The 26,328-nt window shown below is 67.6% G+C and carries 30 protein-coding genes; 15 read left to right on the forward strand and 15 right to left on the reverse strand.

What is annotated here, in order from left to right; translation table 11 throughout:
* The first annotated feature begins 126 nt into the window (after window positions 1–126).
* From MSZK_RS23340 to MSZK_RS23355, 4 genes are all read left to right on the forward strand, one after another.
* Entirely contained in the window at window positions 127–504 is a 378-nt protein-coding gene (locus MSZK_RS23340) for a BlaI/MecI/CopY family transcriptional regulator (RefSeq protein ID WP_099250917.1), read from the forward strand.
* Window positions 501–1,418 (forward strand): M56 family metallopeptidase, encoded by a 918-nt coding sequence (locus MSZK_RS23345; protein WP_142389989.1) that lies wholly within the window; start codon window positions 501–503, stop codon window positions 1,416–1,418. Before MSZK_RS23340 ends, MSZK_RS23345 begins: the two co-directional genes overlap by 4 nt.
* A gap of 184 nt (window positions 1,419–1,602) precedes the next feature.
* Window positions 1,603–2,316 carry a DUF305 domain-containing protein gene (locus MSZK_RS23350; protein ID WP_099250919.1) on the forward strand — a complete coding sequence of 238 codons (714 nt, stop codon included), beginning with the start codon at window positions 1,603–1,605 and terminating at the stop codon, window positions 2,314–2,316.
* Between the two features lie 25 nt (window positions 2,317–2,341).
* Window positions 2,342–3,862, forward strand: a complete 1,521-nt coding sequence (locus MSZK_RS23355; protein WP_099250920.1) for a multicopper oxidase family protein — start codon at window positions 2,342–2,344, stop codon at window positions 3,860–3,862.
* An 11-nt stretch (window positions 3,863–3,873) separates the two neighbouring features.
* Here the strand turns inward: MSZK_RS23355 and upp are convergent, their stop codons facing one another.
* The 9 genes from upp to MSZK_RS23400 all read right to left on the reverse strand — a co-directional run bounded on the left by upp (window position 3,874) and on the right by MSZK_RS23400 (window position 12,132).
* Window positions 3,874–4,503: a uracil phosphoribosyltransferase gene (upp, locus tag MSZK_RS23360; RefSeq protein ID WP_099250921.1), complete on the reverse strand. Its 630-nt coding sequence runs from the start codon at window positions 4,501–4,503 to the stop codon at window positions 3,874–3,876.
* The gene (locus tag MSZK_RS23365; RefSeq protein WP_199203453.1) at window positions 4,503–5,729 is read right to left on the reverse strand and encodes a URC4/urg3 family protein; all 1,227 of its coding nucleotides are present in this window, start codon (window positions 5,727–5,729) and stop codon (window positions 4,503–4,505) included. The genes upp and MSZK_RS23365 overlap by 1 nt, the downstream gene beginning before the upstream one ends.
* Window positions 5,729–7,003 carry a GTP cyclohydrolase II gene (locus MSZK_RS23370; protein WP_099250922.1) on the reverse strand — a complete coding sequence of 425 codons (1,275 nt, stop codon included), beginning with the start codon at window positions 7,001–7,003 and terminating at the stop codon, window positions 5,729–5,731. Before MSZK_RS23370 ends, MSZK_RS23365 begins: the two co-directional genes overlap by 1 nt.
* Window positions 7,004–7,130: 127 nt before the next feature.
* On the reverse strand, window positions 7,131–7,778 hold the full coding sequence (locus MSZK_RS23375) for a TIGR03085 family metal-binding protein (protein WP_099250923.1): 648 nt from the start codon (window positions 7,776–7,778) through the stop codon (window positions 7,131–7,133).
* A complete protein-coding gene (locus MSZK_RS23380) occupies window positions 7,771–8,646 on the reverse strand; it encodes an SAM-dependent methyltransferase (protein ID WP_099250924.1) in 876 nt (291 codons plus the stop codon). Before MSZK_RS23380 ends, MSZK_RS23375 begins: the two co-directional genes overlap by 8 nt.
* Window positions 8,643–9,383, reverse strand: coding sequence for a fluoroquinolone transporter permease (locus MSZK_RS23385; RefSeq protein WP_099250925.1), 741 nt, complete (start codon window positions 9,381–9,383; stop codon window positions 8,643–8,645). Before MSZK_RS23385 ends, MSZK_RS23380 begins: the two co-directional genes overlap by 4 nt.
* Window positions 9,380–10,084 carry a fluoroquinolone transporter permease gene (locus MSZK_RS23390; protein WP_099250926.1) on the reverse strand — a complete coding sequence of 235 codons (705 nt, stop codon included), beginning with the start codon at window positions 10,082–10,084 and terminating at the stop codon, window positions 9,380–9,382. Before MSZK_RS23390 ends, MSZK_RS23385 begins: the two co-directional genes overlap by 4 nt.
* Complete coding sequence (locus MSZK_RS23395; RefSeq protein ID WP_099250927.1) at window positions 10,081–10,953, reverse strand: ABC transporter ATP-binding protein; 873 nt, start codon at window positions 10,951–10,953, stop codon at window positions 10,081–10,083. Before MSZK_RS23395 ends, MSZK_RS23390 begins: the two co-directional genes overlap by 4 nt.
* Window positions 10,954–11,091: 138 nt before the next feature.
* Window positions 11,092–12,132: a zinc-binding dehydrogenase gene (locus tag MSZK_RS23400; protein ID WP_099250928.1), complete on the reverse strand. Its 1,041-nt coding sequence runs from the start codon at window positions 12,130–12,132 to the stop codon at window positions 11,092–11,094.
* Window positions 12,133–12,197: 65 nt separating this feature from the next.
* Between MSZK_RS23400 and MSZK_RS23405 the strand changes: the two genes are divergently transcribed.
* The 3 genes from MSZK_RS23405 (at window position 12,198) to MSZK_RS23415 (ending at window position 14,406) form a co-directional block, all read left to right on the forward strand.
* Entirely contained in the window at window positions 12,198–12,653 is a 456-nt protein-coding gene (locus MSZK_RS23405) for a PPOX class F420-dependent oxidoreductase (protein WP_099250929.1), read from the forward strand.
* The gene (locus MSZK_RS23410; protein ID WP_099250930.1) at window positions 12,650–13,159 is read left to right on the forward strand and encodes a hypothetical protein; all 510 of its coding nucleotides are present in this window, start codon (window positions 12,650–12,652) and stop codon (window positions 13,157–13,159) included. The genes MSZK_RS23405 and MSZK_RS23410 overlap by 4 nt, the downstream gene beginning before the upstream one ends.
* Before the next feature lie 68 nt (window positions 13,160–13,227).
* Complete coding sequence (locus MSZK_RS23415) at window positions 13,228–14,406, forward strand: alcohol dehydrogenase catalytic domain-containing protein (protein ID WP_099250931.1); 1,179 nt, start codon at window positions 13,228–13,230, stop codon at window positions 14,404–14,406.
* Here the strand turns inward: MSZK_RS23415 and MSZK_RS23420 are convergent.
* Entirely contained in the window at window positions 14,396–15,016 is a 621-nt protein-coding gene (locus MSZK_RS23420) for a TetR/AcrR family transcriptional regulator (RefSeq protein ID WP_099250932.1), read from the reverse strand. The genes MSZK_RS23415 and MSZK_RS23420 overlap by 11 nt on opposite strands.
* A 116-nt stretch (window positions 15,017–15,132) precedes the next feature.
* On the opposite strand from MSZK_RS23420, the gene MSZK_RS23425 reads away from it, so the two are divergent.
* Window positions 15,133–16,461 (forward strand): cytochrome P450, encoded by a 1,329-nt coding sequence (locus MSZK_RS23425; RefSeq protein ID WP_099250933.1) that lies wholly within the window; start codon window positions 15,133–15,135, stop codon window positions 16,459–16,461.
* A gap of 67 nt (window positions 16,462–16,528) precedes the next feature.
* Here the strand turns inward: MSZK_RS23425 and MSZK_RS23430 are convergent, their stop codons facing one another.
* From MSZK_RS23430 to msrB, 3 genes are all read right to left on the reverse strand, one after another.
* On the reverse strand, window positions 16,529–17,338 hold the full coding sequence (locus tag MSZK_RS23430; protein ID WP_099250959.1) for an RsiV family protein: 810 nt from the start codon (window positions 17,336–17,338) through the stop codon (window positions 16,529–16,531).
* A 143-nt stretch (window positions 17,339–17,481) separates the two neighbouring features.
* Entirely contained in the window at window positions 17,482–17,991 is a 510-nt protein-coding gene (gene msrA / locus MSZK_RS23435) for a peptide-methionine (S)-S-oxide reductase MsrA (protein ID WP_099250934.1), read from the reverse strand.
* Window positions 17,988–18,443 (reverse strand): peptide-methionine (R)-S-oxide reductase MsrB, encoded by a 456-nt coding sequence (gene msrB, locus MSZK_RS23440; RefSeq protein ID WP_099250935.1) that lies wholly within the window; start codon window positions 18,441–18,443, stop codon window positions 17,988–17,990. The genes msrA and msrB overlap by 4 nt, the downstream gene beginning before the upstream one ends.
* 119 nt (window positions 18,444–18,562) lie before the next feature.
* On the opposite strand from msrB, the gene MSZK_RS23445 reads away from it, so the two are divergent.
* From MSZK_RS23445 to dps, 7 genes are all read left to right on the forward strand, one after another.
* The gene (locus MSZK_RS23445) at window positions 18,563–19,063 is read left to right on the forward strand and encodes a nuclear transport factor 2 family protein (protein ID WP_099250936.1); all 501 of its coding nucleotides are present in this window, start codon (window positions 18,563–18,565) and stop codon (window positions 19,061–19,063) included.
* Window positions 19,060–20,073 (forward strand): NAD-dependent epimerase/dehydratase family protein, encoded by a 1,014-nt coding sequence (locus tag MSZK_RS23450; protein WP_099250937.1) that lies wholly within the window; start codon window positions 19,060–19,062, stop codon window positions 20,071–20,073. Before MSZK_RS23445 ends, MSZK_RS23450 begins: the two co-directional genes overlap by 4 nt.
* A 31-nt stretch (window positions 20,074–20,104) precedes the next feature.
* Window positions 20,105–20,500: a cupredoxin domain-containing protein gene (locus tag MSZK_RS23455; protein ID WP_099250938.1), complete on the forward strand. Its 396-nt coding sequence runs from the start codon at window positions 20,105–20,107 to the stop codon at window positions 20,498–20,500.
* Between the two features lie 49 nt (window positions 20,501–20,549).
* Window positions 20,550–21,920: an FAD-binding oxidoreductase gene (locus MSZK_RS23460; RefSeq protein ID WP_099250939.1), complete on the forward strand. Its 1,371-nt coding sequence runs from the start codon at window positions 20,550–20,552 to the stop codon at window positions 21,918–21,920.
* Between the two features lie 69 nt (window positions 21,921–21,989).
* Entirely contained in the window at window positions 21,990–22,367 is a 378-nt protein-coding gene (locus MSZK_RS23465) for a DUF427 domain-containing protein (protein WP_099250940.1), read from the forward strand.
* 4 nt (window positions 22,368–22,371) lie between these two features.
* Window positions 22,372–23,283: a DNA-3-methyladenine glycosylase gene (locus MSZK_RS23470; protein WP_099250941.1), complete on the forward strand. Its 912-nt coding sequence runs from the start codon at window positions 22,372–22,374 to the stop codon at window positions 23,281–23,283.
* 79 nt (window positions 23,284–23,362) lie between these two features.
* On the forward strand, window positions 23,363–23,905 hold the full coding sequence (dps, locus tag MSZK_RS23475; protein WP_099250942.1) for a DNA starvation/stationary phase protection protein Dps: 543 nt from the start codon (window positions 23,363–23,365) through the stop codon (window positions 23,903–23,905).
* 3 nt (window positions 23,906–23,908) lie between these two features.
* Here dps and aqpZ read toward each other — a convergent pair whose 3' ends face one another.
* Together aqpZ and MSZK_RS23485 are read right to left on the reverse strand one after the other, a co-directional pair.
* A complete protein-coding gene (aqpZ, locus tag MSZK_RS23480) occupies window positions 23,909–24,667 on the reverse strand; it encodes an aquaporin Z (RefSeq protein WP_099250943.1) in 759 nt (252 codons plus the stop codon).
* Window positions 24,668–24,780: 113 nt separating this feature from the next.
* The gene (locus MSZK_RS23485) at window positions 24,781–26,226 is read right to left on the reverse strand and encodes a chloride channel protein (protein ID WP_099250944.1); all 1,446 of its coding nucleotides are present in this window, start codon (window positions 26,224–26,226) and stop codon (window positions 24,781–24,783) included.
* Window positions 26,227–26,328: the final 102 nt, after the last annotated feature.

The following is a 26,328-nucleotide window of genomic DNA, read 5'->3' on the forward strand; positions in this document are numbered from 1 at the left end:
AAATCTACGTAGTTGGTACGTATGTAGTTGCACCGTATGTCACAATGGCCACATAAGAAACATTTGTCGCAGTTGCGGACCGCAACGATTTGGTCACGGCCGGTCCACATGCCTACGGGAGGCCTGTTGCAGCAGAGAGGGTTTGGCGATCTGGAAGCGGTCGTGATGGACCGCATCTGGTGTCACCAGGAACCGGTGACGGTACGTGAGATTTTCGACGAGTTGGTCGACGATCGCCGCATCGCCTACACCACCGTCATGTCGACGATGGACAACCTGCACCGCAAGCGGTGGTTGGAACGCGAACGCGCGGGCAAGGCCTACCGGTACTGGCCGACGATGACGCGTGAGGAACGATCCGCCCGGCTGATGCGCTCGGCCTTCGAGACGGGTGGCGACGGCGATGTGGTCCTCACCCACTTCCTACAACAATTGAGCCCGCCAGAAGCCGCCCAACTGGCCGCTGCGCTGCGCCGGCTCACGGCGGAAGGGCAAGGTCGGTGACGGTTGCCGCCTGTCTGGTGCTGTATGCAGCAGGACTGACGTGGCTGTGCCCACCGATATTGGAGCGCATCACCTGTCACGGTCTCGCGCCGCGCCTGGGCGTCGCGTCCTGGCTTACCGCGATCGCCACCGCGCTGGCCGCCTGGGTTGGCGCGATCGGTGCGGCGGCGGTCGGTGCGGCGTCCGCTATCGCCGACGGAACGGCCGTTGCCTTCTGTCTCGATGTGCTCGGGTGGTCCGGTGCCACGGTGAATCCGGGTCGGATTCCGACCATCCTGACGGCACTGGTGGCGCTCGCCGCGACCATTGTGGTGGTGCGGCGAACCGCCGCCGAAATCCGCAACCAGCGCAGGCTCAGTGAGGAGCATGCGCGCACCGCCTACATGGTCGGCGTTCCGGCAGACCGACCCGATGTGGTCGTGATACCGGACCACCGCCCGGCAGCCTATTGCGTTGCCGGGCCTCCGCCCGCGATCGTCATCACCAGCGCGGCGATCGAGAGCCTCAACCGCAGGCAGCTGGCAACTGTTCTCGCCCATGAAGAGGCCCACATACGTGGCCGCCACCACCAACTGCTGACAGTCATGCGGGCCATGGCGGCGGCGCTTCCACGATTACGGCTGTTCCCGGCCGGGGCATCGGCTGCGTCGCGCTTGCTTGAGATGTGCGCGGACGACGCGGCCGTCCGTCGTTATGGGGCAACGCCTTTGGTCGAGAGCCTGGTTTGCCTCGCCGGCAATCCTGCCACGCATGCCCGACTGGGCGCTGCCGACACCGCGGTCGTCGCAAGGGTGACTCGGCTCGCTCGGAAGGCCGGGCCGATCCGGCGGTGGCGACACCGAATTGCACTGAACGCGACCATCATCCTCACCGCGGTCGCTCCCGTGTTGGTGGCTGTCGTCTGCGCGCACTGAGCCGGCGTCGGATCTTCGGCCCGAACTTTTCGTCACCGCGTCCGGTGAGATCCGGGTGGACGATCTGACGCCGTTCGGCGAGGGGCGATCTTCATCGAATCTTCACAGAACGACTAGAGCAGCCCTATCAAGGCGACGAAAGCTGAATCCCGTAGACCAACCGTGCGACGAACAGGATGGCGACATGAACACGCGCAAGACGATGGCGACCGCGGCGGCGGCATTGGCCACGGTGGCCGTGCTCGGGGCATGTAGCAACTCGGCGACCACGCAAGAGGCGACCCGGTCCCCGGCGAACTCGTCGTCCGCGAGCCCCGCTGCTGACCCGGCGGCGCACAACCAGGCCGACATGATGTTCGCCCGCATGATGATCCCGCATCATCAGCAGGCGATCGAGATGAGCGACATGGTCCTGGGCAAGCAGGGGATCGACCCGCGAGTGGTCGACCTGGCCAAGCAGATCAAGGCGGCGCAGGGCCCGGAGATCCAGCAGATGCAGGGGTGGCTCAACCAGTGGGGTATGCCGGGCATGAACGATATGCCCGGACACTCTGACCACGGCGGAATGCCCGGTTCGGGCACCGGGACAGCTGCCCCGTCCACCCCGATGATGCCCAGCGGGTCGATGATGCCGGGAATGCCCGGTATGGACGACATGCCGGGCATGGACGGCATGATGTCGCCTGCTGACATGCAGGCCCTGCAGAACGCCCAGGGGGTGGCGGCCAGCCGACTGTTCCTCACCCAGATGATCGAGCATCACCAGGGCGCCATCACCATGGCGCAGAACGAGATCAAGAACGGCCAGTTCAAAGATGCCGTCGCGTTGGCGACATCGATCGCCAGCAGCCAGCGTGCGGAGATCGAAACGATGAACCAGATCCTGGGCTCCCTGTAGCGGCGGGATCGGCACGGGAACGACGATGAGTCGACAACCGTCGGCCGCGGGCCTGAGCCGCCGCGGCTTCCTGCTGGCCGGCCTTCTCGGCGGCGTCGGCCTGGTGGGGTGCGCGCGGTCCACGCCTCCCAACGCGCCACCCCGGACAGTCGCCGGTGACGCGATCGCGGCGGTCGAGGCCGCGCGCCCGCACTCCGGCAGGACGGTCACCACCCGCCTGACGCCCGGGGCCGCCGACATCGACCTCGGCGGGGTGGTAGCCCACACCCTGGCCTACAACAACCAGGTTCCGGGGCCGCTGATCCGGGCGAACATCGGCGACGAGCTCGCCGTCGCAGTGGACAACGGTCTGGACCACTCGTCGTCGGTGCACTGGCACGGCATCGCGCTGCGCAACGACATGGACGGGGCCTCCCCGGCCACCCCCAACATCGCGCCGGGTGCAGGGTTCACCTACCGATTCACCTCCCCGTACGGCGGCACCTACTGGGCGCATCCGCACACCGGCCTGGACACCGACTACGGCCTGTATCTCCCGGTGATCATCGACGACCCCGCCGAACCCGGGCGTTATGACGCCGAGTGGATCGTGATGCTCGACGACTGGACGTCCGGGGTGGGCAACAGCCCGCCACAGATCTTCGACAACCTGCGGTCGATGGGCATGGGCGGGATGGGCCCGATGGGCGGAATGCCGGGCATGGGCCCGATGCGGGGAATGGGCGGTGCCGGAGGCAGTGAGCTACTCGGCGGCGACGCCGGTGACGTCGCCTACCCCTACTACCTGGTGAACGGGCGAATTCCCACCGCGGCAAGCACATTCAGCGCAAAGCCGGGGCAGCGCATCCGCATCCGCATCATCAATGCCGGCGCCGACACCGCGTTCCGGGTCGCTCTGGCCGGGCACCGGATGACCGTCACCCATACCGACGGCTTCCCCGTCGTGCCCACCGAAGTCGATGCCCTCCTGCTAGGCATGGGAGAACGCTACGACGTCATCGTGACCGCAGGCGACGGGGTCTTTCCGCTGGTCGCCGCCGCCGAGGGTAAGAACGCCGTCGCCCGCGCGGTGCTGTCCACGGCCGCGGGGTCCGATCCCGGTGCCGGGTACCGGCCCCCCGAGCTGACCCGGCTCGTCGGAACGGTCGACACCTTCACCGCGACGCCGGACGTCCGGCTCCCCGGGGGCAGCGATCTCGACCTGGCGGCCCGATTGTCGGGCACGATGATGCACTACGACTGGATGATCAATGGCCGGCCCTACGACCAGACCGTCCCGCTGACCATCCGTGCCGGTCAGCACGCGACGCTGACCTTTGCCAACGCCACCATGATGTGGCATCCGATGCATCTGCACGGGCACACCTTCGAGGTGATCAAGCCCGATGGCAGCACGGGGCCACGGAAGGACACCGTCATTGTCAAACCGATGCAGACGGTGGCGGTCAAGCTGGTCGCCGACAATCCGGGCATCTGGATGCTGCACTGCCATAACGGCTATCACATGGATGCCGGCATGATGACCACCCTCGACTACACCAGCTGACCTGCGAGGCGCTACTTGGTGCCGAACAACCGGTCGCCCGCATCGCCGAGGCCCGGGACGATATAACCCTCGTCGTCGAGTCCGCGATCCAGAGCCGCGGTGTAGATCGGCACCTCCGGGTGGACGGCGTGCAGCGCCGCCACCCCCTCCGGACAGGTGAGCAGGCAGACGAACTTGATGGAGCGGGGCGCGAACTCCTTGAGCCGGTCCACCGCGGCCACCGCCGAATTGCCGGTCGCGAGCATCGGGTCGACGACGACCACCTCGCGCTCGTGCAGGTCGTGCGGCATCTTGAAGTAGTACTCGACCGCGACAAGCGTTTTCGGGTCCCGATACAGCCCGATATGGCCGACCCGGGCGCCCGGCACGACGGTCAGCATGCCGTCCAGGATTCCGGTGCCGGCTCGCAGGATCGATACGAACACCAACTTCTTGCCGTCGATGATGCTGCCGGTCGTCGTCTCCAGCGGGGTCCGGACCTCGATCTCCTGGGTCGGGGTGTCGCGCAGCACCTCGTACGCGAGCAGCGTGGCCACTTCGTTGGCGAGGCGACGAAACGTGTTGGTCGAGGTCTCCGCACGCCGCATCAGGGTCAGCTTGTGCTGTACCAGAGGGTGATCGACGATGTGCACGTCGCGCATCAGAACACCGTGCCGTCGGATGCGATGGACAGCGGCGGCAGTCCGCCGCGCAGCTGCTGTGCCAGTAGCCGGCCCGCAGCCCAGGTGCCACCCTCGAGGACCCGCGCCAAGGGCAGCTGCTCGGCGTCCACACCCAACTGCTCGCGCACCAGCGGCGCCAGCTCGTCGAGCAGGGCCACCGTCAGTGCGCGCCACTCCACCACCAATTCATCTGCGGCGGTGACATTTCGGGTACTGCTGGTGGCGTCTCGCAGTCTCAGCACGCCGGTATCGAGCAGCAGGCCGCCGTTGCGGTATTCGGGTAAGCCGGTCAGCTCGTCAAGGTCGGTCACCGCAATCCCGGCCCAGCCGAATGGCTCCAGCAGCGAATAGGTGAGCCACTGCGACAGTTTGTGGAACGGCATCCAGCCCGCCGTGAGTCCAGGCCCGCGCAGCGCCCGGTGTCGCCAGCAGTCGCCGAGGGACTCTTCGCCGATCATGTTGCCGCTCGGCCAGATCGGGGCCAGTGCGGTCAGGATCGTGGTGAGGATGTCGTGCGCCCGGACTGTGTTGCCGCCCTGCCTGGGCACCGTGTCGAGCAGCCCGGCGGGCCGGCCGTCGGCGCCGAAGGCCTGCGGTGCGGCGGACAGCGTCACACCCAGCCTGCCCAAGATCGCCAGCCGGCCGTCGAGCCCGACCAATGGATTGGCTGCGTCGTTCTGAAAGGCCGCGCTGAGGCGACCCGCTGTCAGACCGGCCAGGCCGGCAGCGTCGACGCGCAGCGGGTCCGCCGGATCGGAGGAGAACAGTCCGGCGGTGAACGCGTGAAAGCTGGCCACCCCCAAGCCTTCCGACCGGCTCAGCCGCAGACCCGTTCGGGGTTCGCGGTACGACCACGACGCTCCGGCGCCCGCATCGAGCAGCACGCTGACCACGGTCAGATCGACCAGCGCCCGTGGATCGGCAGCAGAGAGGAAGGCGGTTCTGCGGTCGACGCCGGCGGCCTCGAAATGCCGCCACCGGCTGTGGAAGGGGATCTGCAGGTCCGGGTAATTGCTTCGCGTCACCTCGGCAACCAGCGCCGCGGCCGGCTCCAGCGCTTCGGCGTGCACCGTGAACCACGGCGACTCCCCGGCGCGAGCCCGCTCGGTCAAGAACCGTGCCCGCCCCCGCACGGCGCGGGTACTACGCAGTGCCGCCGCTGCACCCGCCGGACTGTCGACGTCGATCTCGATGGCCGAGCTCATCAACCCTCCAGTCCGCGGCCCTTGGCCTTCTTCAGTTCTGCAGCGTCGGGGACCGGTCCAGGAGTGAAATAGCCGGCCGCCATCTTGGCGTCGATCTCCACGCGGGCATCGGGCGGAATCAGTTCGTCGGGGATGTTGACGCGCTCGCCCACCTCGATACCGGAGCCGACGATGGCGTCGTACTTCATGTTGCTCATCGACACCAGGCGGTGGATCTTGCGGATCCCCAACCAATGCAACACATCGGGCATCAACTCCTGGAACCGCATATCCTGCACGCCGGCAACACATTCGGTTCGGGCGAAGTAAGCCTCCGCGGTGTCGCCGCCCTGCTGGCGCTTACGCGCGTTGTAGACCAGGAACTTGGTCACCTCGCCCAGTGCACGGCCCTCCTTGCGCGAGTAGGCCACCAGACCCACCCCGCCGCGCTGCGCACCGAGGATGCATTCCTCGATCGCGTGGGTCAGGTACGGCCGGCAGGTGCAGATATCGGATCCGAACACGTCCGAGCCGTTGCACTCGTCGTGCACCCGTGCGGTCAGCTCGACCGCAGGGTCGGCGAGATCCTTTGGCGCGCCGAAGATGTAGAGGGTCTGTCCCCCGATGGGTGGCAGGAACACGTCCAGATCCGAGCGGGTGACCAGCTCGGGATACATGCCACCGGTCTCCTCGAACAACACCCGGCGCAGGTGCGCCTCGCTGCACCCGAATCGCTGGGCGACACCCGGCAGGTACCAGACCGGCTCGACCGCGGCCTTGGTGACCAGCGCCGCCCCGCTGGGCAGGAGGACCCGGCCGTCGGGCACCAGCCGGCCCTTGCCGATCGCCTCGGCGATCTCCGGGAGAATCACGTGCGCTTTGGTCACCGCGATGGTCGGCCGGATGTCCTGGCCGGCGGCCAAGTCGCCGGCGAAGGCGTCGGCGACCATGGCGCCCCACGGGTCCAGGCTGACGATCGCCTCGGGGCGGCTCCACTGGGGATAGGGGCCGATAGTGTCGGTCGGGGACGTGTTGGTCAGATCCGCCCGGTGCTCGCGCGAGAGGGCACCGGCCGCGACCGCCAGCGCGCGATACACGCTGTAGGAGCCGCTATGGGTGCCGATGACATTACGGTGGCTGCGGGTGCTGGTGGTACCGATCAGCGGTCCGCGTTCACCGGCAGTCGCCGCACCCCACCGGATCGGCGGGGCGTCGTCGGCGCCACGGTGCGATGTCAGCCGGATGTGACCAGGCTGGCCCTTCGGGGCGACCGGTGACGGCGCTTCGGCGGACATGCGCGCTCCTCTGGTTCAGGAGATCCGGCGGATCGGCTGACCGCCGACCACTGGAAAGGCGCCAGCTTAGTCACTTTGCGCGGGTCGCGCCGTGCGGCGGCCTGACGGCGAGGTGAACACTGTTCGGTCACATGCCGAAGCGGGTGCTCCGGACGGACGCCACGGCCGCCGGCTCTCCGTGCACGGCCACCGCTGCCGCGGCCTGCCGCCCGAACAGGTACAGCAGCAGCTCGCCCGGTGCGCCGTTCAGCTCGGCGGTGTGTTCGCCCGTGCGGATCGCGATCCGCTGTCCGGTGGCCGGCCAGACGACGTCCAGCCCGGTGGCCCCCAGCCTGCGGCTCAGATAGCGGGCGCCGCGCCGGACGTTGTGCCACAGCGCCGTCTCGAGGTCCGGCGAGAGATCATCGCGGGGACCATGACCGTTGGCGCGGCGGACATCCTCATGGTGGACGAAGAATTCGTTCAGGCTCGGGAAGGACCGGACCCACCCGAGCCGGAAGAAACCGACCGGGGGTCCGGACCGTAGACGCGATACCAACCAGCTGAATTCGTGACGTTGTGCCATCGCCACCGTGCGCCGCTCGGCAAAGCGAGCGCCGGGTCCAGGCAGGACCAGGCCGGGGGCGGCCAGCGGGTCCCGTTCGCGCAGCAGTAGATGCGCGGCGAGCGTGCGGGTGGTCCAGCCGTCCAGCAGGGTGGGGGCGTTTGGGCCGAGGCTGTCGAACAGGTCGCACAGTGCCGCGCGTTCTCTCGCGTCGAACGGTCGATCAGTCATGATCACGCACCGCGCACACCGCACGCTCGATTTCCGACACCGCGCCGTCGCGCCCGGCCGGACGCAGGTAGCGGGCCGCGTATTCGGCGGTGCCGACCTGGTCCACCTCGGTCCAGCCATACTCCGCGAGAAAAGCGCCGACATCGGCGGGGTCCAATCCGAAGCGCCACAACGCGTCGTCGACCACGAACCGTCGCCGCGCCGGATCGGCGCCGTAAGTCCGCACACCGGCGAGGAAGTCGCGCCGCACGAACGTGAAGGCGAGCTCGCTGAAGGGCGCGGCCGACGCGAAGTACTCGAAGGTCCGGCGCACGGCGGGCTCGGTCAGGTATTGGGTGACCGCTTCCCAGATGTAGAACGTACGTTGCCGCCGCCCGTCGAAACCGTTGTCTCGCAGAGAAGAGGCAAGGTCGTCGGTCTCGAAGTCGACGGGTACCAGTGTGACGTGGTCCGGGATCGCGCCGAACGCACGACGCACAGCGGCGGCCTTGCCCGCGATGTTCACCGGCAGATCGACTTCGTACACGTCGATCCCGACCAGTTCGGGCAGCCGGTAGGCGCGGGTGTCGTAGCCGGCGCCCAGGATCACCACGGCCTCGACACCGTTGGCGATTGCCGCACGCAACTGATCGTCGATGTAGCGCTTGCGGCAGAGGAAATTCAACCAACCCCCGCGGATCTTGCGCTCGGTCGCCGACTTCAGCGCGCCGCGGACCGGTGACCAGCGAGTCGCCGCTGCCACGTATCGGCCCGGGGCCGGCAGCAGCCGCGCCGCCAACGGGTCGTGCACCAGCGGGGCGGCTTCGTACTGGTCGGCGGCCACCACGACCATCGGGCCGAGTGCGGTTCGTGCGGCGGGATCTGTCATCGAGAATTCCTGGCGATGAAGCGGTGAAAGAGCAGCCCGATGATCACCAGGTGGTACGCCGACCCCGCCAACAGGTATGGCCACCAGGTCGCGTGGCTGCTGGCCAGCCAGAACGCTTTGGCAGGCCAATACGGTGGCAGCACACCGAAGGCCAGGCTCCACCTCGAGTGGATGAACCACGGGAGACAGGGCAGTCCCGCGATGAGCATGCCCAGTCCCCGCAAGGCCGCCAAGCCCTGGATCTTGTTGTCCGCCAGGTTGACAATGAGCAGCAGCGTCACCACTGCCGATAGTCCGGCCAGGAGTCCGATCGGAACGAGTGCAGGTACGGTCCCTGGTTCCAGTATCCCGCTGAACGACATCGTTGCGATCACATAAGCCGTCGTCACCACAACGACCGTGGCCGCGCGATAGGCGAAGAACGTGCCCAGTGGCAGGGGGGTCAGCCTCAGTGCGGTCAATGTGTCGGCATCGATTTCGTCCAGTACCAGGAACGCCCCGAGTCCGCCGACGACCACGACGCTGGTCAGCAGCAGGAACGCCGTCAGCAGCAGGGGGTAATACGGCACCAGATCGAAGTCGTGGCGCTGTGCCAGCAAGTCGGTGAAATGAGGTGTCAAGACCGCGACCGCGGTGGTCCAGATCGCCGGGGCCACAACGATCATGACGAGCAGGGGATCACGGTAGGTGCCGCGTAGATCGTTGCCACCGAGTGCGGCCAACGCACGCACTGTCATGATCGCTCTACCACGTATCGGGTGAACAACAGCCCGGCCGCCCGCCCCAGCGCAGCCAACCACACCAGCGGATACGCCAGGCAGTAGAACACCTGCGGAGCAGAAAGCGACACCTGGTCGAAGGCGGCCCCGAACAGCAACATCGGGCCCTGAGTGGGGACGAGATAGGCCAGCCCGTTGGTCCACACCCCGGAGAAGTACAGCACCGGCGGCACCATCGTCACCGAAAGCGGCACGGTCGCAGCGAGAAACCAATCGCTGACCGATGAGAACGGAAGTGAGGTGATGAACCCGATCATCAGCATCAGGAGTGTTCCCAACACCGTCCCGGCGATGAGCGGAATCCATCGGAAGTCGAAGCCGTGGCTGAGGATCGGTACCAGCAGGGCGACCGTGAGCGAAATCGCTACGAGGGGAGCCAGTTTGGCCGTCAGATATTCGTGAAACCGCAACGGCGTCGCGACGAGCGCACTGAGCGTGCGTTCCTGCTTCTCGAAGAACACGGTTCCGGCGACGAAGAAGAATCCGATGACACAGATGTCACCGAGGAGGACATAGGGCTCGACGATCGGACGAAGCTTGGGTGACAGTGGCAGAAGTACGGCCAGCCAGATCAGTCCCGAGAAGATGGCGGCGTGCAGGAACCGCTGCCGTACCTGCAGTGTCAATTCGAGCCGAAGGGCGTGAGCGAGCCGCGTCATGACAGGGATCTACCGGTGATCTCGATGAACACGTCGTCCAGGCTGGCTTCCCGGCTGTGGATGGTCTCGACGTGATGGTCCCGCAGCACGGCGTGGAACGCCGGGTCGTCGACGATGCTGTCCATCGGGAATTCGGCGTCGGCCAGGCCCCCGTCCGTGCTGCGGTACTCCACCCGGACCACTCGTTGGCTGCGGGCAAACTTCAGCTCAGAAGGCTTGTCCAGGGCGACAATTCGGCCATCGACGACGAACGCCACCCGATCGCACAACTCGTCGGCGGTGGACATGTCGTGTGTGGTCAGGAAGACGGTGCGGCCCGCGGCCCTCAGGTCGCGGATCATGTCTTTGATCGTGCGCGCGTTGACCGGGTCGAGCCCCGAGGTCGGCTCGTCGAGGAACAGCAGCTCGGGGTCGTTGAGGAGCGCCCGCGCGAAGGTCAGGCGCATCTGCATTCCCTTGGAGTACTTGCCGACCCGGACGTCCGCGGCGTCGAGCAACCCAACCGCGTCCAGCAGTTCCGCCGGGTCGCGAGTGGACCCGCTGTAGAGCGAGGCGAAGAATTGCAGATTCTCCCGACCGGTGAGCCTCTGATAGTGATTGGGGAGCTCGAACGAGACGCCGATGCGTTGGTAGTAATCCGACCCCCGCGCCTGGGGGTCCTCCCCCCACACCAAGGCCGTGCCGCCGTGCCCGCGCAGGAGACCGATCAGGAGCTTCTGGGTGGTGGATTTGCCGGCGCCGCTGGGGCCGAGGAAACCGAAGATCTCGCCGCGGGCGACCGTGAAGTCCATGCCGCGGATGGTCGGCTCCGGCGACTTCGGATAGGTGTAGGTAAGCCCACGCACCGTGATGACGGCGGACTCTGGCATCGCTGGCGGCCCTCTCCTGGGTGCGCGGCGCGCCGAATGGCCGCCGCCGCGCGAACTGCGGACAACAATTCCGACCAGACTTCCCGGAGCCGATTCAGGACCTTACTCCATCAGCGCCGCGATGAAAGACCGACTTTGTCAGGGCGCGACGAGTACCCGGATCGGATTGCCGTCGGCGTGCTCCAGGATGCGGATGCCGTCGTGGATGTCTTCGAGCGGAATGACCCGGCTGATCGATCGGGACAGGTCCAGCCGGCCGCGGGAGACCAGCTGAGCCAGGGTCTCGATGTCGGTGTTGTGGTAGCCGAGGTGGCCCAGCACCTGGCGCTGCGTCAGCCCGAACATCGACGTCGGTCCGACGGTCGGCGCCTCGGCGCTCATGCCCACCCCGATCAGCCGGCCGCCGACCGTCAGCGAGTTCAGCGCCTGCTCGAAGGTGACCTTGAGTCCGACCGCGTCGAAGGCGACATCGAGACCACGCCCGCCGGTGGCCTCGGCGAGCTTGTCGGCGAAGCCGGGGTCGCGAGAGTCGAGCGCGTAGTCGGCGCCGAGTTCCAGTGCCCGGTCGCGGACTGCCGGATTGATGTCCACGGCGATCACCGGGACCGCGCCCACCAGCCGGGCCAGTTGCACGATGTGGGTGCCGACGCCGCCCACGCCCCACACCCCGACCGATTCGCCGACGGCGACCTTGCCGGTGTGCACGACGGCGCCGAACGGCGTCGACACCGCGTCGGCCAGGATCGCGGCCTGTTCGAGCGGCACGTTGTCGGGCACCCGGGTCAGCCCGGCGGCCTGGGCGACGGTGTACTCGGCCCAGGCGCCGTCGTAGGCGAAGGCCATCAGCTGAATGCGCAGGCAGTTCGCCATGTCGGCGCGGCGGCAGTTGGCGCACTGGCCACACGGGCGACCGGCGGCCACGACCACCCGGTCACCTTCGGACCAGCCGGTGACGCCGGGTCCGAGCTTGGCGATGGTTCCCGACGCTTCGTGGCCCTGGGTGACCACCGGGCGCTGAGCGGGGAAGGTGCCGTTGATCAGGCTGAGGTCGGAATGGCAGATGCCGCAGAACGCCACCTTGACCAGGACCTCGCCCTCGCCCGGCTCTGGGATCGGAATATCCTCCAGGGCAATGGTTTTGGTGTCCGCGTAGAAGCGCTCGGCGCGCATGGTGGCCATGGGTCCTCCTGAGGTCAGTGACAAACGTACGCCGGGCCGGCGCCGCCGGTGGCTACAGTGGCGATATGTCGCCCAGGATCGCCACAGCCGACGCCGTGGAGCTCGCCGAGCTGCTGGATTTCGTACGACCGCGGCACCGCATGGTGCTCACCACATTCCGTGCCGACGGCAGCCTGCAGAGCTCGCCGGTGACCGGCGGGGTCGACGAACTGGGCCGGTTGGTGATCGCGAGCTACCCGCGCCGGGCCAAGTCGGTGAACATCCGGCGTACCGGGCGAGCCAGTGTCGTGGTGTTGTCCGACGAGTTCGACGGCCCTTATGTGCAGATCGACGGGCCCGCAGAGGTGATCGACCTGCCCGATGCCGTCGGGCCACTGGTCGATTACTACCGGGCGGTGGCCGGCGAGCATCCGGACTGGGCGCAATACCGCGAGGCGATGGTCACGCAGGGTAAGTGCCTGATCCGGCTGACGCCGCACACCTGGGGTCCGGTGGCCACCGGCGGTTTCCCACCGTCGTGAGCTGGCCGCGCCAGCACGACGGGGTCAGCTGCGGCCCCAGTGTCGCGGTGCTGGCCGGGGCGCTACTGGACGCCGACTACGGTGCTGCGCTGCGATCCGAGCGCGCCCAAACGTGGTTCGACGCCGAGCAGGTCCGAGTGCACCGCGCGGTCAACGTGGTGTGGCCGCACGCGTTGGGAACCACACCCGCCGGCGTGGCCCGCGCAATGACCGCGCACAGCACCTCTCGAGGGGTGCGCTATCGCTGGCGACCGGCGCGCTGCGGTGACCCGCTGGCCGAGGTGTGTGACGCCGTGGCCGCCGGCTGGCCGGTGGCGATGCTGATCGGTGCGGTGCTACCCCGGCACTGGGTGCTGCTGACCGAGATCGCCGGCACCGTACTGCGCTGTTACGAACCGTCCGCCGGTGAGGTGCTGGATGTTCCGATCGCCGACATCCGCCGTGCCCGGCTGTCCGGGCTGGGCTTTCCCCGGCCGTTCGCCTTCGTGGTTCCGCGAAGTGTTTGAGGCCCAGATGGTTTGAGGACAGGCCGAACGGGCATGCGGGCGTTGACCCCCAAGTCGAGGAGGACCTCATGCGCGCAGTCACCTGGCACGGCCGGCGTCACGTCGCGGTCGACACCGTGGCAGACCCCGAACTCAAGGAACCGACCGACGCCATCATCCGCGTCACCAGCACCAACATCTGCGGGTCGGATCTGCACCTCTACGAAGTGCTGGGCGCGTTCATGTCTCCGGGTGACATCCTCGGCCACGAAGCGATGGGAGTGGTGGAGGAGGTCGGCGACCAAGTGGATCAGCTCACGGTCGGCGAGCGTGTGGTCATCCCGTTCAACATCTCCTGCGGGCACTGCTACATGTGCGGTCATGGCCTGCAAAGCCAATGTGAGACAACGCAGAATCGGGACCAGGGCACCGGCGCCGCGTTGTTCGGCTACTCCAAGCTCTACGGTGAGGTGGCCGGCGGGCAGGCCGAGTACCTGCGGGTGCCGCAGGCTAACTACACCCATATCAAGGTGCCACACGACGGGCCTGACGATCGGTATGTCTACCTGTCCGACGTCTTGCCGACCGCCTGGCAGGGCCTGGAGTACGCCGAGGTTCCCGACGGCGGCACGCTGGTGGTGCTGGGGTTGGGCCCGATCGGGTCGATGGCGGCTCGGATCGCCGCGCACCGCAACCGGCACCGGGTGATCGGCGTCGATCTGGTGCACGACCGGCTGGAGCGGGCGCGGCCGTACTGCGATGACGTGATCGATTTCCGCAATCCGGACTTGGTGGAGCGGGTGCTGGAACAGACCGACGGTCGGGGCGCCGACGCGGTGCTCGATGCGGTCGGGATGGAAGCCCACGGGTCGCCGGTCGCCGAGTTCGCACAGACCGCGGCGGGGTATCTGCCGTCACCGGTGGGCCGCGCGGTGATGCGGAACGCCGGGATGGACCGGTTGGCCGCGCTGCACACCGCGGTCACGTTGGTGCGCCGCGGGGGGACGATCTCGCTGTCGGGTGTGTACGGCGGCGCTGCCGACCCGATCAACATGATGGTGTTGTTCGACAAGCAGATTCAGCTCCGGATGGGCCAGGCCAACGTGAAGCGCTGGATTCCCGACATCCTGCCGCTGCTCACCGACGGTGACCCGCTCGGGGTGGATACGTTCGCCACGCACCGATTGCCACTGACCGCGGCGCCACAGGCTTACGAGGATTTTCAGAAGAAGACCGACGGCATGGTCAAAGTCGTTCTCAAACCGTAGCTTCCGCGGCGGGGCCGAGCAGCGCCAGCGACACTGCCAGCATGGGCTCGATCATGTCGGCGACCGGCTTGCCGTCCTCGACGGTCTGGGCCGTCAGCTCGCGAAGGCCGCCGACCAGGATCACCGCCACCGCGTGCGAAATCGGCGCGAGGCCGGCCGCCCGGAAGCCCTCGTTGCTGCTGAGTTCGACGATCATGGTCGCAAACCGGCCGAACCCTCGGCGCAACGTGGGGCGGGCGTATTCGCCCAGTGCCGGCAGTTCGCGGATCCAGCTCAGGGTGATCGCCGGACGCTCCTCGATGGTGTGCACGTAGGCGACGACGGCCTGATGAACCTGCTCCCGCCAGGGTGCCCGCGGGTCGACCGCGGCCTGGATGGTGGCGACGATTTCGTCGTTGTTGGCGGTCAGCAGCTCGGCGAAGCAGTCCTCCTTGGTGGCGAACTCGCTGTAGAAGGTCCGCTTTGAGGTGCGGGCGTGCCGGACGATGTCGGCGACGGTGCTGTCGCGGTAGCCGCGCTCGTCGATCGAGGCCGCCAGTCCGTCGAGCAGCCGCTGCCGGAAGTCGTCGGTGCGCGTGGCGGCGGCCTGCAGAACAGCCGTGGTGGCCATCCGGCTCCTTCCCTCGCCGACGGGGCCCTTGTCAGGCCCTGGTACCGAAGGGTACCGTACCTCACAACTGCGTGGTACAACGCGGTACCACGCCAGCGTTGGAGAGGGCCTCACTGATGAGCGAAGCGCCAGCCGTCGACCTGCCGATCGCCACCGATCCGAAGTTGCCGCCCACTCCCGGGGTGCCGAGTGCGCTGTTGCGGGCGGCGTTCATGGTGGCTCGGCGTCCGACCACGGACTGGCTGACCCGACGCTATGGACGAAGCGTCACGCTGCGGGTGCCGGTGTTCGGGAACACCGTCGTGGTCTCGGATCCAGCGCTGACCAAGCAGATCTTCACCACCAGTCCGGACGTGCTGTACAACATCCAGCCCAACCTGAGCCGGCTGCTCGGTCCGGGGTCGGTGTTCGCCCTCGACGGCGTCGAACATCGGGTTCGCCGCAAGCTGCTGACGCCGCCGTTTCACGGCAAGAGCATCAAGGCCTACGAGCAGATCGTCGTGGAGGAGACGCTCCGCGAGATCGAAACCTGGCCGCAGGGAACCGAGTTCGCCACGCTCGAACCGATGATGCACATCACCCTCAACATCATCCTGCGCGCGATCTTCGGTGCCGACGGTGCCGAATTGGAACGGCTGCGTGACCTCATACCGCGGTGGGTCACCCTGGGGTCGCGGCTGGCGGTGCTACCCGCTCCGAAACGTCAATTGCCCTGGACTCCTTGGGGAAAGCTGGCCGAGTACCGCCGCGAGTACGAGGGCCTGGTCGACACCCTGGTCGATCGGGCGCGGCGCGACCCCGCCTTCGAGGATCGCACCGACGTGTTGTCGCTGTTCCTGCGTAGCAGCTACGACGACGGCTCGAAGATGACCCGCCGCGAGATCGGCGACGAACTGCTGACCCTGCTGGCCGCCGGGCACGAGACCACCGCCTCCACCCTGGCGTGGGCGTTTGAGCGGATCTCTCGGCATCCCGAGGTGCTGCGCCGGCTGGCCGCCGAGGCGCAGACCGACGACAACACCTACCGGCAGGCCACCATCTTCGAGGTCCAGCGCAACCGCACAGTGATCGACTTCTCCGGCAGGCACGTCATGGCGCCGATCTACGAACTCGGCGAATGGCGGGTGCCCCAGGGCTATTCGGTGATGGTCAGCCTGTGCCAGCTGCACGAGAACCCGGAGATCTTCCCCGATCCGGAACGGTTCGACCCGCAGCGTTTCCTCGACGCGAGGCCCAACACGTTCGCCTGGGTGCCTTTCGGTGGCGGCACCCGGCGCTGCATCGGCGCCGCCTTCGCCAACATGGAAATGGATCTGGTCCTGCGAACAGTGTTGCGCCACTTCACCATCGCCACCACCGACGCTCCCGGCGAGAAGTGGCATTCCCGAGGTGTGGCCTTCACCCCGAAGAGGGGTGGCCGCGTGGTGGTCTACCGGCGGAACTGAGGGCTTCCTCGGCCAGCGTGCGTGAACTGCACGCTGCTGCCGGCGTGGCGCGTACCGCCGCGCACGTTCAGGCGATCATCGGATCGATCGCCGAGCGGGGCACCAGCACGTGCAGCGCGCCGGCTGATGCGGGCAACACGACGCCTTGGTCGAAGAAGAAGATCACCCCGTCGTTGACGACCGCGAAATTCTGGTAGTTGGCCGGGTTGTACAGCGCGCCCGGCACGAAGGGCAACGGCGGCGGGGGCGGCGGTGTGGTGGTGGTCGTCGTCGTGGCGGTTGTGGTGGCCGGCTGTCCCGGTTGCGGGGTCGGCGCGGCAGGCGGCGGTGGTGGTGGTGCGAGCTGCTGCTGCAGTTCGGCGGCCACGATGGGCGCGACGGTCTTCAGCGGATCGTCCACCCGCCACAGCGGCGTGTTCTGCTTGTCGTCGGGTGCGGCGGTGTAGGTGATCGCCTTGCGGTAGCTCTGGTCCCAGTTGAACGCCTTGTACGTCGTCTGCGGACTCGCTGCGCCGACGTTCTGGGTCACCGTGAACACCACGGCCTGGGTGCCACGCGGCGGGATCGACGAGCTGTACTCCGCCGGCGTGATGCTCAACGAGGACGGCGTGCTCTGCGGCGTGCCGGACTTGGCGGTGTTGAGGAACGCGTCACGCGTCTGGGCGATGTAGTCGGCGACCGACTTCTGGTCGGGGTAATCCAGCGGGATGCTGATGTCGACGCGGTAGGCGGGGTCCGACAGCGCGATCACACATGTGCTGCCCGTGTTGGCGCCCTTGAGGTCGGCGCAGTAGTCCTTCGGCGCCGCCGCCGCCAGCCCAGGCGACAAGGACATCGCGGTAACCGCGGCAACCACGGCCGCTCCGAAAGAACGCATGAATTGCAACCTCCAAGCACACCCGGCGCGCGGGCGACCAACGATCATCGTGCGCCACGCCAGCACTGCGCCCCGACGGCATCGGCGGCTCCCACCCTAGTCGAGGTGGCGGCGGCCCGGCGACGGCCGGGCCGCCCCTGCCCCTAGACCTGCGCGCGCTTGGGCAGCTTCCAGCCGGGCCGGGGGAAGTGGCAGGTATAGCCGTTCGGGTAGTGCAGCAGGTAGTCCTGATGCTCGGGCTCGGCCTCCCAGAAATCGGATGCCGGGGTCACCTCGGTGACCACCTTGCCCGGCCACAATCCGGACGCGTCCACGTCGGCGATGGTGTCCAGCGCGACCTGCTTCTGCTCGTCGTCGAGGTAGAAGATCGCCGAGCGATAGCTGGTGCCGACATCGTTGCCCTGCCGGTTCTTCGTGCTCGGATCGTGGATCTGGAAGAAGAACTCCAACAGCGCGCGGAAATCGGTCTGCGCCGGGTCGTACTCGATCTCGATCGCCTCGGCGTGACCCGGGTGGTTGCGGTAGGTGGGGTGGTCGTTCTGGCCGCCGGTGTAACCGACCCGGGTGGACACCACGCCGGGCTGCTTGCGGATCAGATCCTGCATGCCCCAGAAGCAACCGCCCGCCAGGATCGCTGTCTTGGTGTCGCTCACGCCTGTACCTCCTTGAAGAGCTTTGTGTACTCGCCGTACCCCTGCGCCTCGAGATCGTCGAGGTGGATGAACTTCAGCGAAGCCGAGTTGATGCAGTAGCGCAACCCTCCCTCGGTGCGAGGTCCGTCTGTGAAAACGTGCCCGAGGTGGCTGTCGCCGTTGGCCGACCGCACCTCCGTGCGAACCATCAGGTGACTGAAGTCCCGTTTGGTCACGACGTTCGTGGTGTCGATCGGCTTGGTGAAACTGGGCCAGCCGGAGCCGCTGTCGAACTTGTCGACCGAGGCGAACAACGGCTCGCCCGAGACGACGTCGACGTAGATGCCCGGCTCATGGTTGTCCCAATACTCACCGGTGAAGGGACGTTCGGTTCCGTTCTCCTGGGTCACCCGGTACTGCTCGGGGGAGAGCGCGGACACGGCGGTCGGATTCTTGTGATAGTCGTGCGCCATGCCCGTATCAACCTCAACGGTCATTCAGTTAGTTCCCGCGTCACAGATCCGTCAGAAACGTCTCTGCCTGCGCTCAAATCCTCGACAAAGCCGGGTAGAACGTGTTCTAGTTTGATGCTGTGGCGCGCTTTTCCCGGGATGAACTGACCGAAGCATTCGCAATCTTCGAGAAGACGGTCGACGACGCGGCTCGAAGTCAAGACTGGGACGCCTGGGTGAGTCATTACACCCCCGATGTCGACTACATCGAGCACGCGATGGGCACCATGAAGGGCCGCGACGAGGTGCGGGCCTGGATCACCAAGACCATGGGCAGCTTTCCGGGCAGCTACATGACCGAGTTTCCGTCGCTGTGGAAGGTGTTCGACGAGGACACCGGGCGGGTCATCTGCGAGCTGGACAACCCGATGCGCGACCCGGGCGACGGCACCATCATCAGCGCCACCAACATCTCGATCGTCACCTACGCCGGCGACGGGCTGTGGTCGCGTCAGGAGGACATCTACAACCCGGTGAAGTTCCTGCAGGCCGGCATGAAGTGGTGCAAGAAGGCGGAGAAACTGGGCACCCTCGACGACGAGGCGGCCGCCTGGATGCAGGCGATGGGGGCGCGTAAGTGACCAAGCTCGTCATCGGGGCGAACGGGTTCCTGGGCTCGCATGTCACTCGCCAGCTGGTCGCTGACGGCCACGAGGTCCGGGTCATGGTGCGCCCCAACGCGTCCACCATCTCGATCGACGACCTCGACGTCACCCGTTTCGTCGGCGACATCTGGGACAACGACGTGCTGCGCGAGGCGATGGCCGGGGTCGACGACGTCTATTACTGCGTCGTCGACGCCCGAGGCTGGCTCAGCGATCCCACCCCGCTGTTCCGGACCAACGTCGAGGGCACCCGCAACGTCCTCGAGATCGCGCTCGAATTCTCCCTCCACCGGTTCATCTTCACCAGCAGCTACGTCACCGTCGAGCGCCGCCGCGGCACGACCACCAGCGAAACCGACATCATCAAAGACAAGGGCCTGACCCCCTACGTCCGGTCCCGCGTGCAGGCCGAAGAACTGGTCTTGCGCTACGCGCGCGAGCAGGGGCTGCCCGCCATCGCCATGTGCGTGTCGACCACCTACGGCAGCGGCGACTGGGGCCGCACCCCGCATGGCGCCATCATCGCCGGGGCGGCCTTCGGCAAGCTGCCGTTCGTCATGGGCGGCATCGAACTGGAAGCGGTCGGCGTCGACGACGCCGCCCGCGCGATGATCCTGGCCGCCGAGCGCGGCCGGGTCGGAGAGCGCTATCTGATCTCGGAGAAGATGATCAGCAACGCCGACGTGGCGCGGATCGCCGCCACCGAAGCCGGTGTCCCGCCGCCGTCGAAGACCATCCCGCTGCCGCTCGCCTATGCGCTGGCCGCACTGGGAACCGCCAAAGCCCGGCTGCGCGGCACCGACGAAAAGCTCTCGCTGGGCTCGCTGCGGCTGATGCGGGCCGAGGGCCCACTGGACCACGGCAAGGCCGTGCGCGAACTGGGCTGGCAACCGCGTCCGGTCGAGGAGTCCATCCGCGAGGCAGCGAGGTTCTGGGTCGGACTGCGCGAGGCCAAGCGCAAGGCGAAGGCGGCCCAACCGGACTGAACCCGGTCACCGGCGAATACGTGTCCCGCGTATGACGCCACGCATCGCTGTCCTGCTCGCCGCTGATCTGTTCGCCGCCGTGCTGCTGGTGGTGGCGTGCTCGTCGGGGCCTCCCTCCGCGCCCGCCCCGGCGGCCTCCTCGCCCACGTCGGTGACCACCGCGTCCCCGGCCGCCGCGGCCGGCCCGACGATCGGCATCGCCGGCATGAAATACACCACGCCGGCCTCGGTGGCCCCGGGTGCCACGATCACGGTGACCAACGGCGACGGGGCCGAGCACACCGTCACCGCCGACTCCGGCAACGCGTTCGACGTCGAGGTCGACGGCAACGGCACCGCCACGTTCACCGCGCCGACCCAACCCGGAACGTATGCCTTCCATTGCACCTACCACCCGATGATGCACGGCCAGTTGGTCGTCGGGTGAGCCCCACCACCGTGGCGCGTTCTCAGGCTCGGCTGCCAAGATTCTCCCCATGGCCACGATCAACGGCGCCGTCTCGCACTGGTTCACCGAACTGCCCCACCCTCGTCCCGCCCTGCCCGGTGACCGGGACGCCGACGTCTGCATCGTCGGCGCCGGCTACACCGGGCTGTGGACCGCCTACTACCTGAAGAAGGCTGATCCGTCGCTGCGGATCACGATCCTGGAGTCGCGGTTCGCCGGGTTCGGTGCCTCCGGACGCAACGGCGGCTGGCTGTCCGGACTGGCTCCGGGCCACCGCGGACTGCTGGCCAAGCAATATGGCCGCGGCGCGGTGGTGGCCTGGCAACAGCTGCTCAACGACGCCGTCGATGAGGTCATCACGGTCGCCGCCGCCGAGAACATCGACGCCGACATTGTCAAGGGCGGCAACCTCGAGGTTGCGCGCAACGCGGCGCAGGCCCGTCGGCTGCGCGCCGAGGTCGACGAGGACCGCGAATGGGGAACCGACGGCATCGAGATCCTGACCGCCGCCGAAGCCGCCGACCGCATCCGGGTGGACGGTTTGGTGCTCGGCTCGTTCAACCCGCACTGCGCCCGCATCCAGCCGGCGAAGCTGGCGCGCGGCCTGGCCGATCTCGTCGAACGCCTCGGCGTCACGATCTACGAGCAGACGCCGGTGACGACGATCAGCCCGGGGCGTGCAGACACGCCGCGCGGGGTGGTGCGGGCGCCGATCATCCTGCGCGCCACCGAGGGGTTCACCGCACGGATGCGCGGCCTCCGCCGGCGCTGGTTGCCGATGAACAGCGCGATGATCGCCACCGAACCGATGGCCGACGACATCTGGGCGAGCATCGGCTGGGAAGGCCGAGAAACCATGGGCGACCTGGCGCACGGGTTCTTCTACGCGCAGCGCACGGCCGACAACCGCATCGCGATCGGCGGGCGGGCGGTGCCCTACCGCTATGCGTCTCGCATCGACCACGACGGCGCCGTCGGGCAGGGCACCATCGACTACCTGACCGGGGTGCTCAACACCGTCCTGCCGCAGACCCGGGGAGTTCCGATCGCTCACGGCTGGTGCGGGGTGCTGGGTGTGCCGCGGGACTGGTCGGCCGGGGTCAGCCTGGACCCGGCGACCGGGCTGGGCGAGGCCGGCGGCTATGTCGGCCACGGCGTGACGGCCACCAACCTGGCCGGCCGGACGTTGACCGACCTGGTGCTCAAGCGCTCGACACCACTGACCGAGATGCCATGGGTCGGCCACCATTCGGCCACCTGGGAGCCCGAGCCGCTGCGCTGGATCGGCGTCCGCGGCATGTACAGCGCGTACAAGCTGGCCGACCGGCACGAGGCGGGCGGCCGGTCGACCACCTCGCCGATCGCGGTGGTTGCCGACACGATTGCCCGGCGGCCCTGACCGAAAACGGGGAATCATGGCGCTCAGACGGTGTTGCACCGCCTACCCCGATTGCGAGGAGAACCGCTGATGAGCGCCCGACAGATCAAACAGCCCACCGCCGAGCATCCGATCACCATCACCCCGACCGGCGGGCGGGTGCAGGTCCGGGTCAACGGCCAACTCGTGGCCGACACCCGCACCGCGCTCGGCCTGAGTGAAGCGACCTATCCGGTCGTCCAGTACATCCCGCTCGGCGACGTTGATCCGAAGGTGTTGAGCCGCAGCCGAACCCAGACGTACTGCCCCTACAAGGGTGACGCCGGTTACTACAACGTCACCGTCGGTGATCTGACCGTCGACGACGCCATCTGGACCTACGAGCAGCCCTATCCCGCCGTCGCGGCGATCGCCGGGCATGTCGCCTTCTACCCCGACCGGGCCGAGATCACCGTCGACCCGGACTGACCAGGTGCCGGTCGAGCGCACGCTGACATTCCCCGGACCGGTCAGCCCGGGCCTGACCCTGGCGCCGCAGCGCCGCGGGCCGGGCGATCCGTGCTACCAACTCGACGGCGAACGGACGATCTGGCGGACCAGCCTGCCGGCCAGCGGGCCGGTGACCGCCAGGATCTTCCGCACGGCCGCCGACACCGTCGCGTGTCAGGCTTGGGGTGACGGCGCCGAAGAGTATGTCGACGCCCTGCCCGCCCTACTGGGTTTCGACGACGATGCGCACGGCTTCGAGCCGGCGCATCCGGTCGTGGCGGCGGCCCAAAAGCGGGTGCCGCATCTGCGGCTGGGCCGTACCGCCCGGGTGCTGGAGGCGCTGATCCCGGCGGTGATCGAGCAGCGGGTTCCGGGTGCGGATGCCTTCCGGGCCTGGCGGTTGCTGGTGACGAAATACGGCACGCCGGCGCCGGGTCCTGCGCCGGCGCGAATGCGGGTCCCGCCGTCGGCGCAGGTGTGGCGAGGGATCCCGTCCTGGGAGTTCCACCGCGCCAACGTCGATCCTGGGCGGGCCCGCACCGTGGTCGGCTGCGCGCAGCGAGCCGACGCGCTGGAGCGGTTGTCACGCCGGTCGCCGGTGCAGGCCCGCGAAGCCCTCACCACGCTGCCCGGTGTCGGGGTGTGGACGGCCGCCGAGACCGCGCAGCGGGCCTTCGGCGATGCAGACGCCCTGTCGATCGGTGACTACCACGTCGCCAAGATGATCGGCTGGACGTTGATCGGCCGGCCGATCGACGACGCCGCGATGGTGGAACTGCTCGAGCCGATGCGCCCGCATCGCTATCGGGTGGTGCGGCTGCTCGAGGCCAGCGGACTGGCCTACGAACCCCGCCGCGGGGCGCGTCTGCCGGTCCAGCAGATCAGCAACCTGTGACCTGACGGCGCTGCGCGATTACCACCGCCGCAACCCGGGTATGTGGCGGGGTGAAGCCAGAACGCGAAAGGAGCGATCCATGGGATCGAAGTTCACCGTCCCCGGAATGTCGCAAGCAAACAGCCGCAAGGTCGTCGATCTCCTGCAGAAGCAGTTGAGCACCTACAACGACCTCCATCTGACGTTGAAGCATGTGCATTGGAATGTCGTGGGCCCCAACTTCATCGGCGTGCACGAGATGATCGACCCGCAGGTCGAACTGGTCCGCGGGTATGCCGACGAGGTGGCCGAACGCATTGCCACCCTGGGCGGTTCACCGCAGGGCACCCCCGGTGCGATCCTCAAAGACCGTACCTGGGACGACTACTCCGTCGGCCGCGACACCGTCCAGGCCCACCTGGCAGCCGTCGACCTGGTCTACGACGGTGTCATCGAGGACATCCGCAAGGCCATCGAGACCACCGAGGAACTCGACCCGGTGACCCAGGACATCCTCATCGGCCACGCCGCCGCGCTCGAGAAGTTTCAGTGGTTCGTCCGGGCGCACCTCGAGAATGCCGGTGGCACACTGGCTCACGAGGGCAAGTCGACGGAGAAGAGCGCAGCCGGCGCGGCCCGCTGACGCTCAGCGCTCCAACGCGTCGTCGCGCACCGGCCGGTCGGCCAGTTCCTCTCCCCGGCCGAACAGCAGTGGGTAGACGACGCCGGCGACGGCGGCACCGGCCAGGGGGGCCAGCCAGAACACCCACAGCTGGGCCGGTGCGCCGTCGGCGTTGAAGAACGCGACACCGGTGGAGCGCGCCGGGTTCACCGACGTGTTCGAGATCGGGATCGAGATCAGGTGGATCAGCGTGAGCATCAAGCCGATCGCCAAGCCCGCGAACCCTTTTGGTGCTCGGTTGTCGGTCGCGCCCAGGATCACGAGCAGGAACAGGAATGTCAGCAACGCCTCGGCGATGATGACCGCGGCCATCGAGTAGTTGAACGGCGAGTGCTCGCCATAGCCGTTGGCCGCCATGTGGCCGGCCGCGGTGAATCCCTGCTTGCCCTTGGCGATCCAGTAGATGACGGCGCCACCCACCAGGCCACCGATGACCTGAACCACCCAATACGCCGGCAGCGCTTTCCACTCCACCCGCTTGGCCAGCGCAGCGCCCAACGTGACGGCCGGGTTGAAGTGTCCGCCCGAGATCGTGCCGAATGCGTAGACACCGGTCAGCACGGTGAGGCCGAAAGCCAAAGACACGCCCAGGAATCCGATGCCCACCGAGCTGTCCTCGGCGGGGTTGGCAGCGAAGACGGCTGCGCCGCAGCCGCCCAGAACCAGTAAGAAGGTGCCGACGAATTCCGCGGCAAGCCGGTGTGTCATCGTGGGAGCGGTCACTGGAAAACCCTTCGTCGATGAAGCGGGTCCGTAATGGGGGAAGGATCCCATGACCGGAGCCGCTGACGCACGGGTCTTTGCTGAATCGTATTGAGACAGTGACCTGGCCAGCGCTACCTGGGGGGCTCGTCGGGATCGGGAGCAGTCAGGATCTCTGGCGCGGGCACGCTGACCCGCTGGGCGGCTGCGGTTTCACGGTTGAGCCGCTGAGCCTGATAAATCGACACCGGCGTGCGGATGATGATCAGGTACGCGATGCCGACGGCGACCATGGCGCCGGGCACCACCGAGAACGACCCGGTCATCTCGGCGACCATCAGCATCACCGCCAGGGGGGCGTGCGCCACGCTGCCGAAGCAGGCCATCATCCCGGCGATGACGAAGACCCCCGGGCCCGATGGCACCGCCGGAGCACCTGCCAACTCGGCCAGCCGCCACAGCGCCGCGCCGACGAAGGCGCCGATCACGATGCCGGGCCCGAAAATTCCACCGGAGCCGCCGCTTCCGATGGACAGCGAGGTGGCCACGATCTTGGCGATCGGCAGCACGAGCACGATCCACAGCGGGATCGACATCAGCCCCTCACGCGTGGTGGCGATCTGAACCCAGCCGTAGCCGCTGGACAGGATCTGCGGGATGGCCAAGGCCAGCAGGCCGACCAGCAGACCGCCGACGGCGGGTTTGACGATTTTGTTGCCGGGCAGCCGCCGGGTCAGGGCGACCGTGCCGTAGAACACCCGCGCATACAGGTAACCGATTGCCGCCGAGACGATTCCGATCACCGCGAACCAGCCCAGCTGGGCCGGGTCGAAGACGTAGTCGTGTTCGACGAATCCGAACATCGGCTCGAAACCGAGAATCGACCCGTAGACGGCATAGGCGGTGCCGGAGGTGACGAAGCCGGGGATCAGGGCCTTGTAGTCGAAGTCCTCCCGGTACACGATCGACGCGGCCAGCACCGCGCCACCGAGTGGTGCGCCGAAGATCGCGCCGATGCCCGACCCGATGCCTAGCGACACCGCGATCCGGCCGTCGGCGTCGGACAGGTCGAACACCCGGGTCAGTAGTGACCCGAATCCCGCCGAGATCTGCGCGGTGGGACCCTCCCGGCCGGCCGACCCGCCGGAGCCGATGGTCAGCGCGCTGGACACGAGTTTCACCAGCACCGCGCGTGCGCGGATGGATCGGGGATCGGTGTGGACGGCCTCGATCGCGTTGTCGGTGCCGTGCCCCTCGGCTTCCGGTGCGAGCTTGGCCACCAGGATCGCCGACGCCAGGGCGCCACCGAACGCGATCAGCGGGATGGCCCAGGGCCGGTCGAAGCCGGCTGACCCGGTGCCGCCGCCGTCGGCGTACGCCTCGGGCGGGTGATAACCGCCGAGGTGGCCGAGAAGGAACTGACCGGTGTACGCCAAGGCGAGGTAGAAGACGACGGCGCCGAGACCGGCGATCACGCCGATCGCCACCCCGAGAATGAGCCACTTGCGCAAGTAGCCGGATTCTCGGAGGAATTCGCCCAGTCGCCCGCCCGCCTTGCTGCCAGTGGGCGCCTCGGCCATCCCCGGATGCTAGCAGCGGATCGCCCGCAAGGACCAAAGACCCTTTTTCCACCCGGGGCACCACGGCACGTTGCACATACCCCCATAGGTATCTATTGTGGA

It is taken from the genome of Mycobacterium sp. shizuoka-1 (genome assembly GCF_002723835.1).
Lineage (GTDB): Bacteria > Actinomycetota > Actinomycetes > Mycobacteriales > Mycobacteriaceae > Mycobacterium.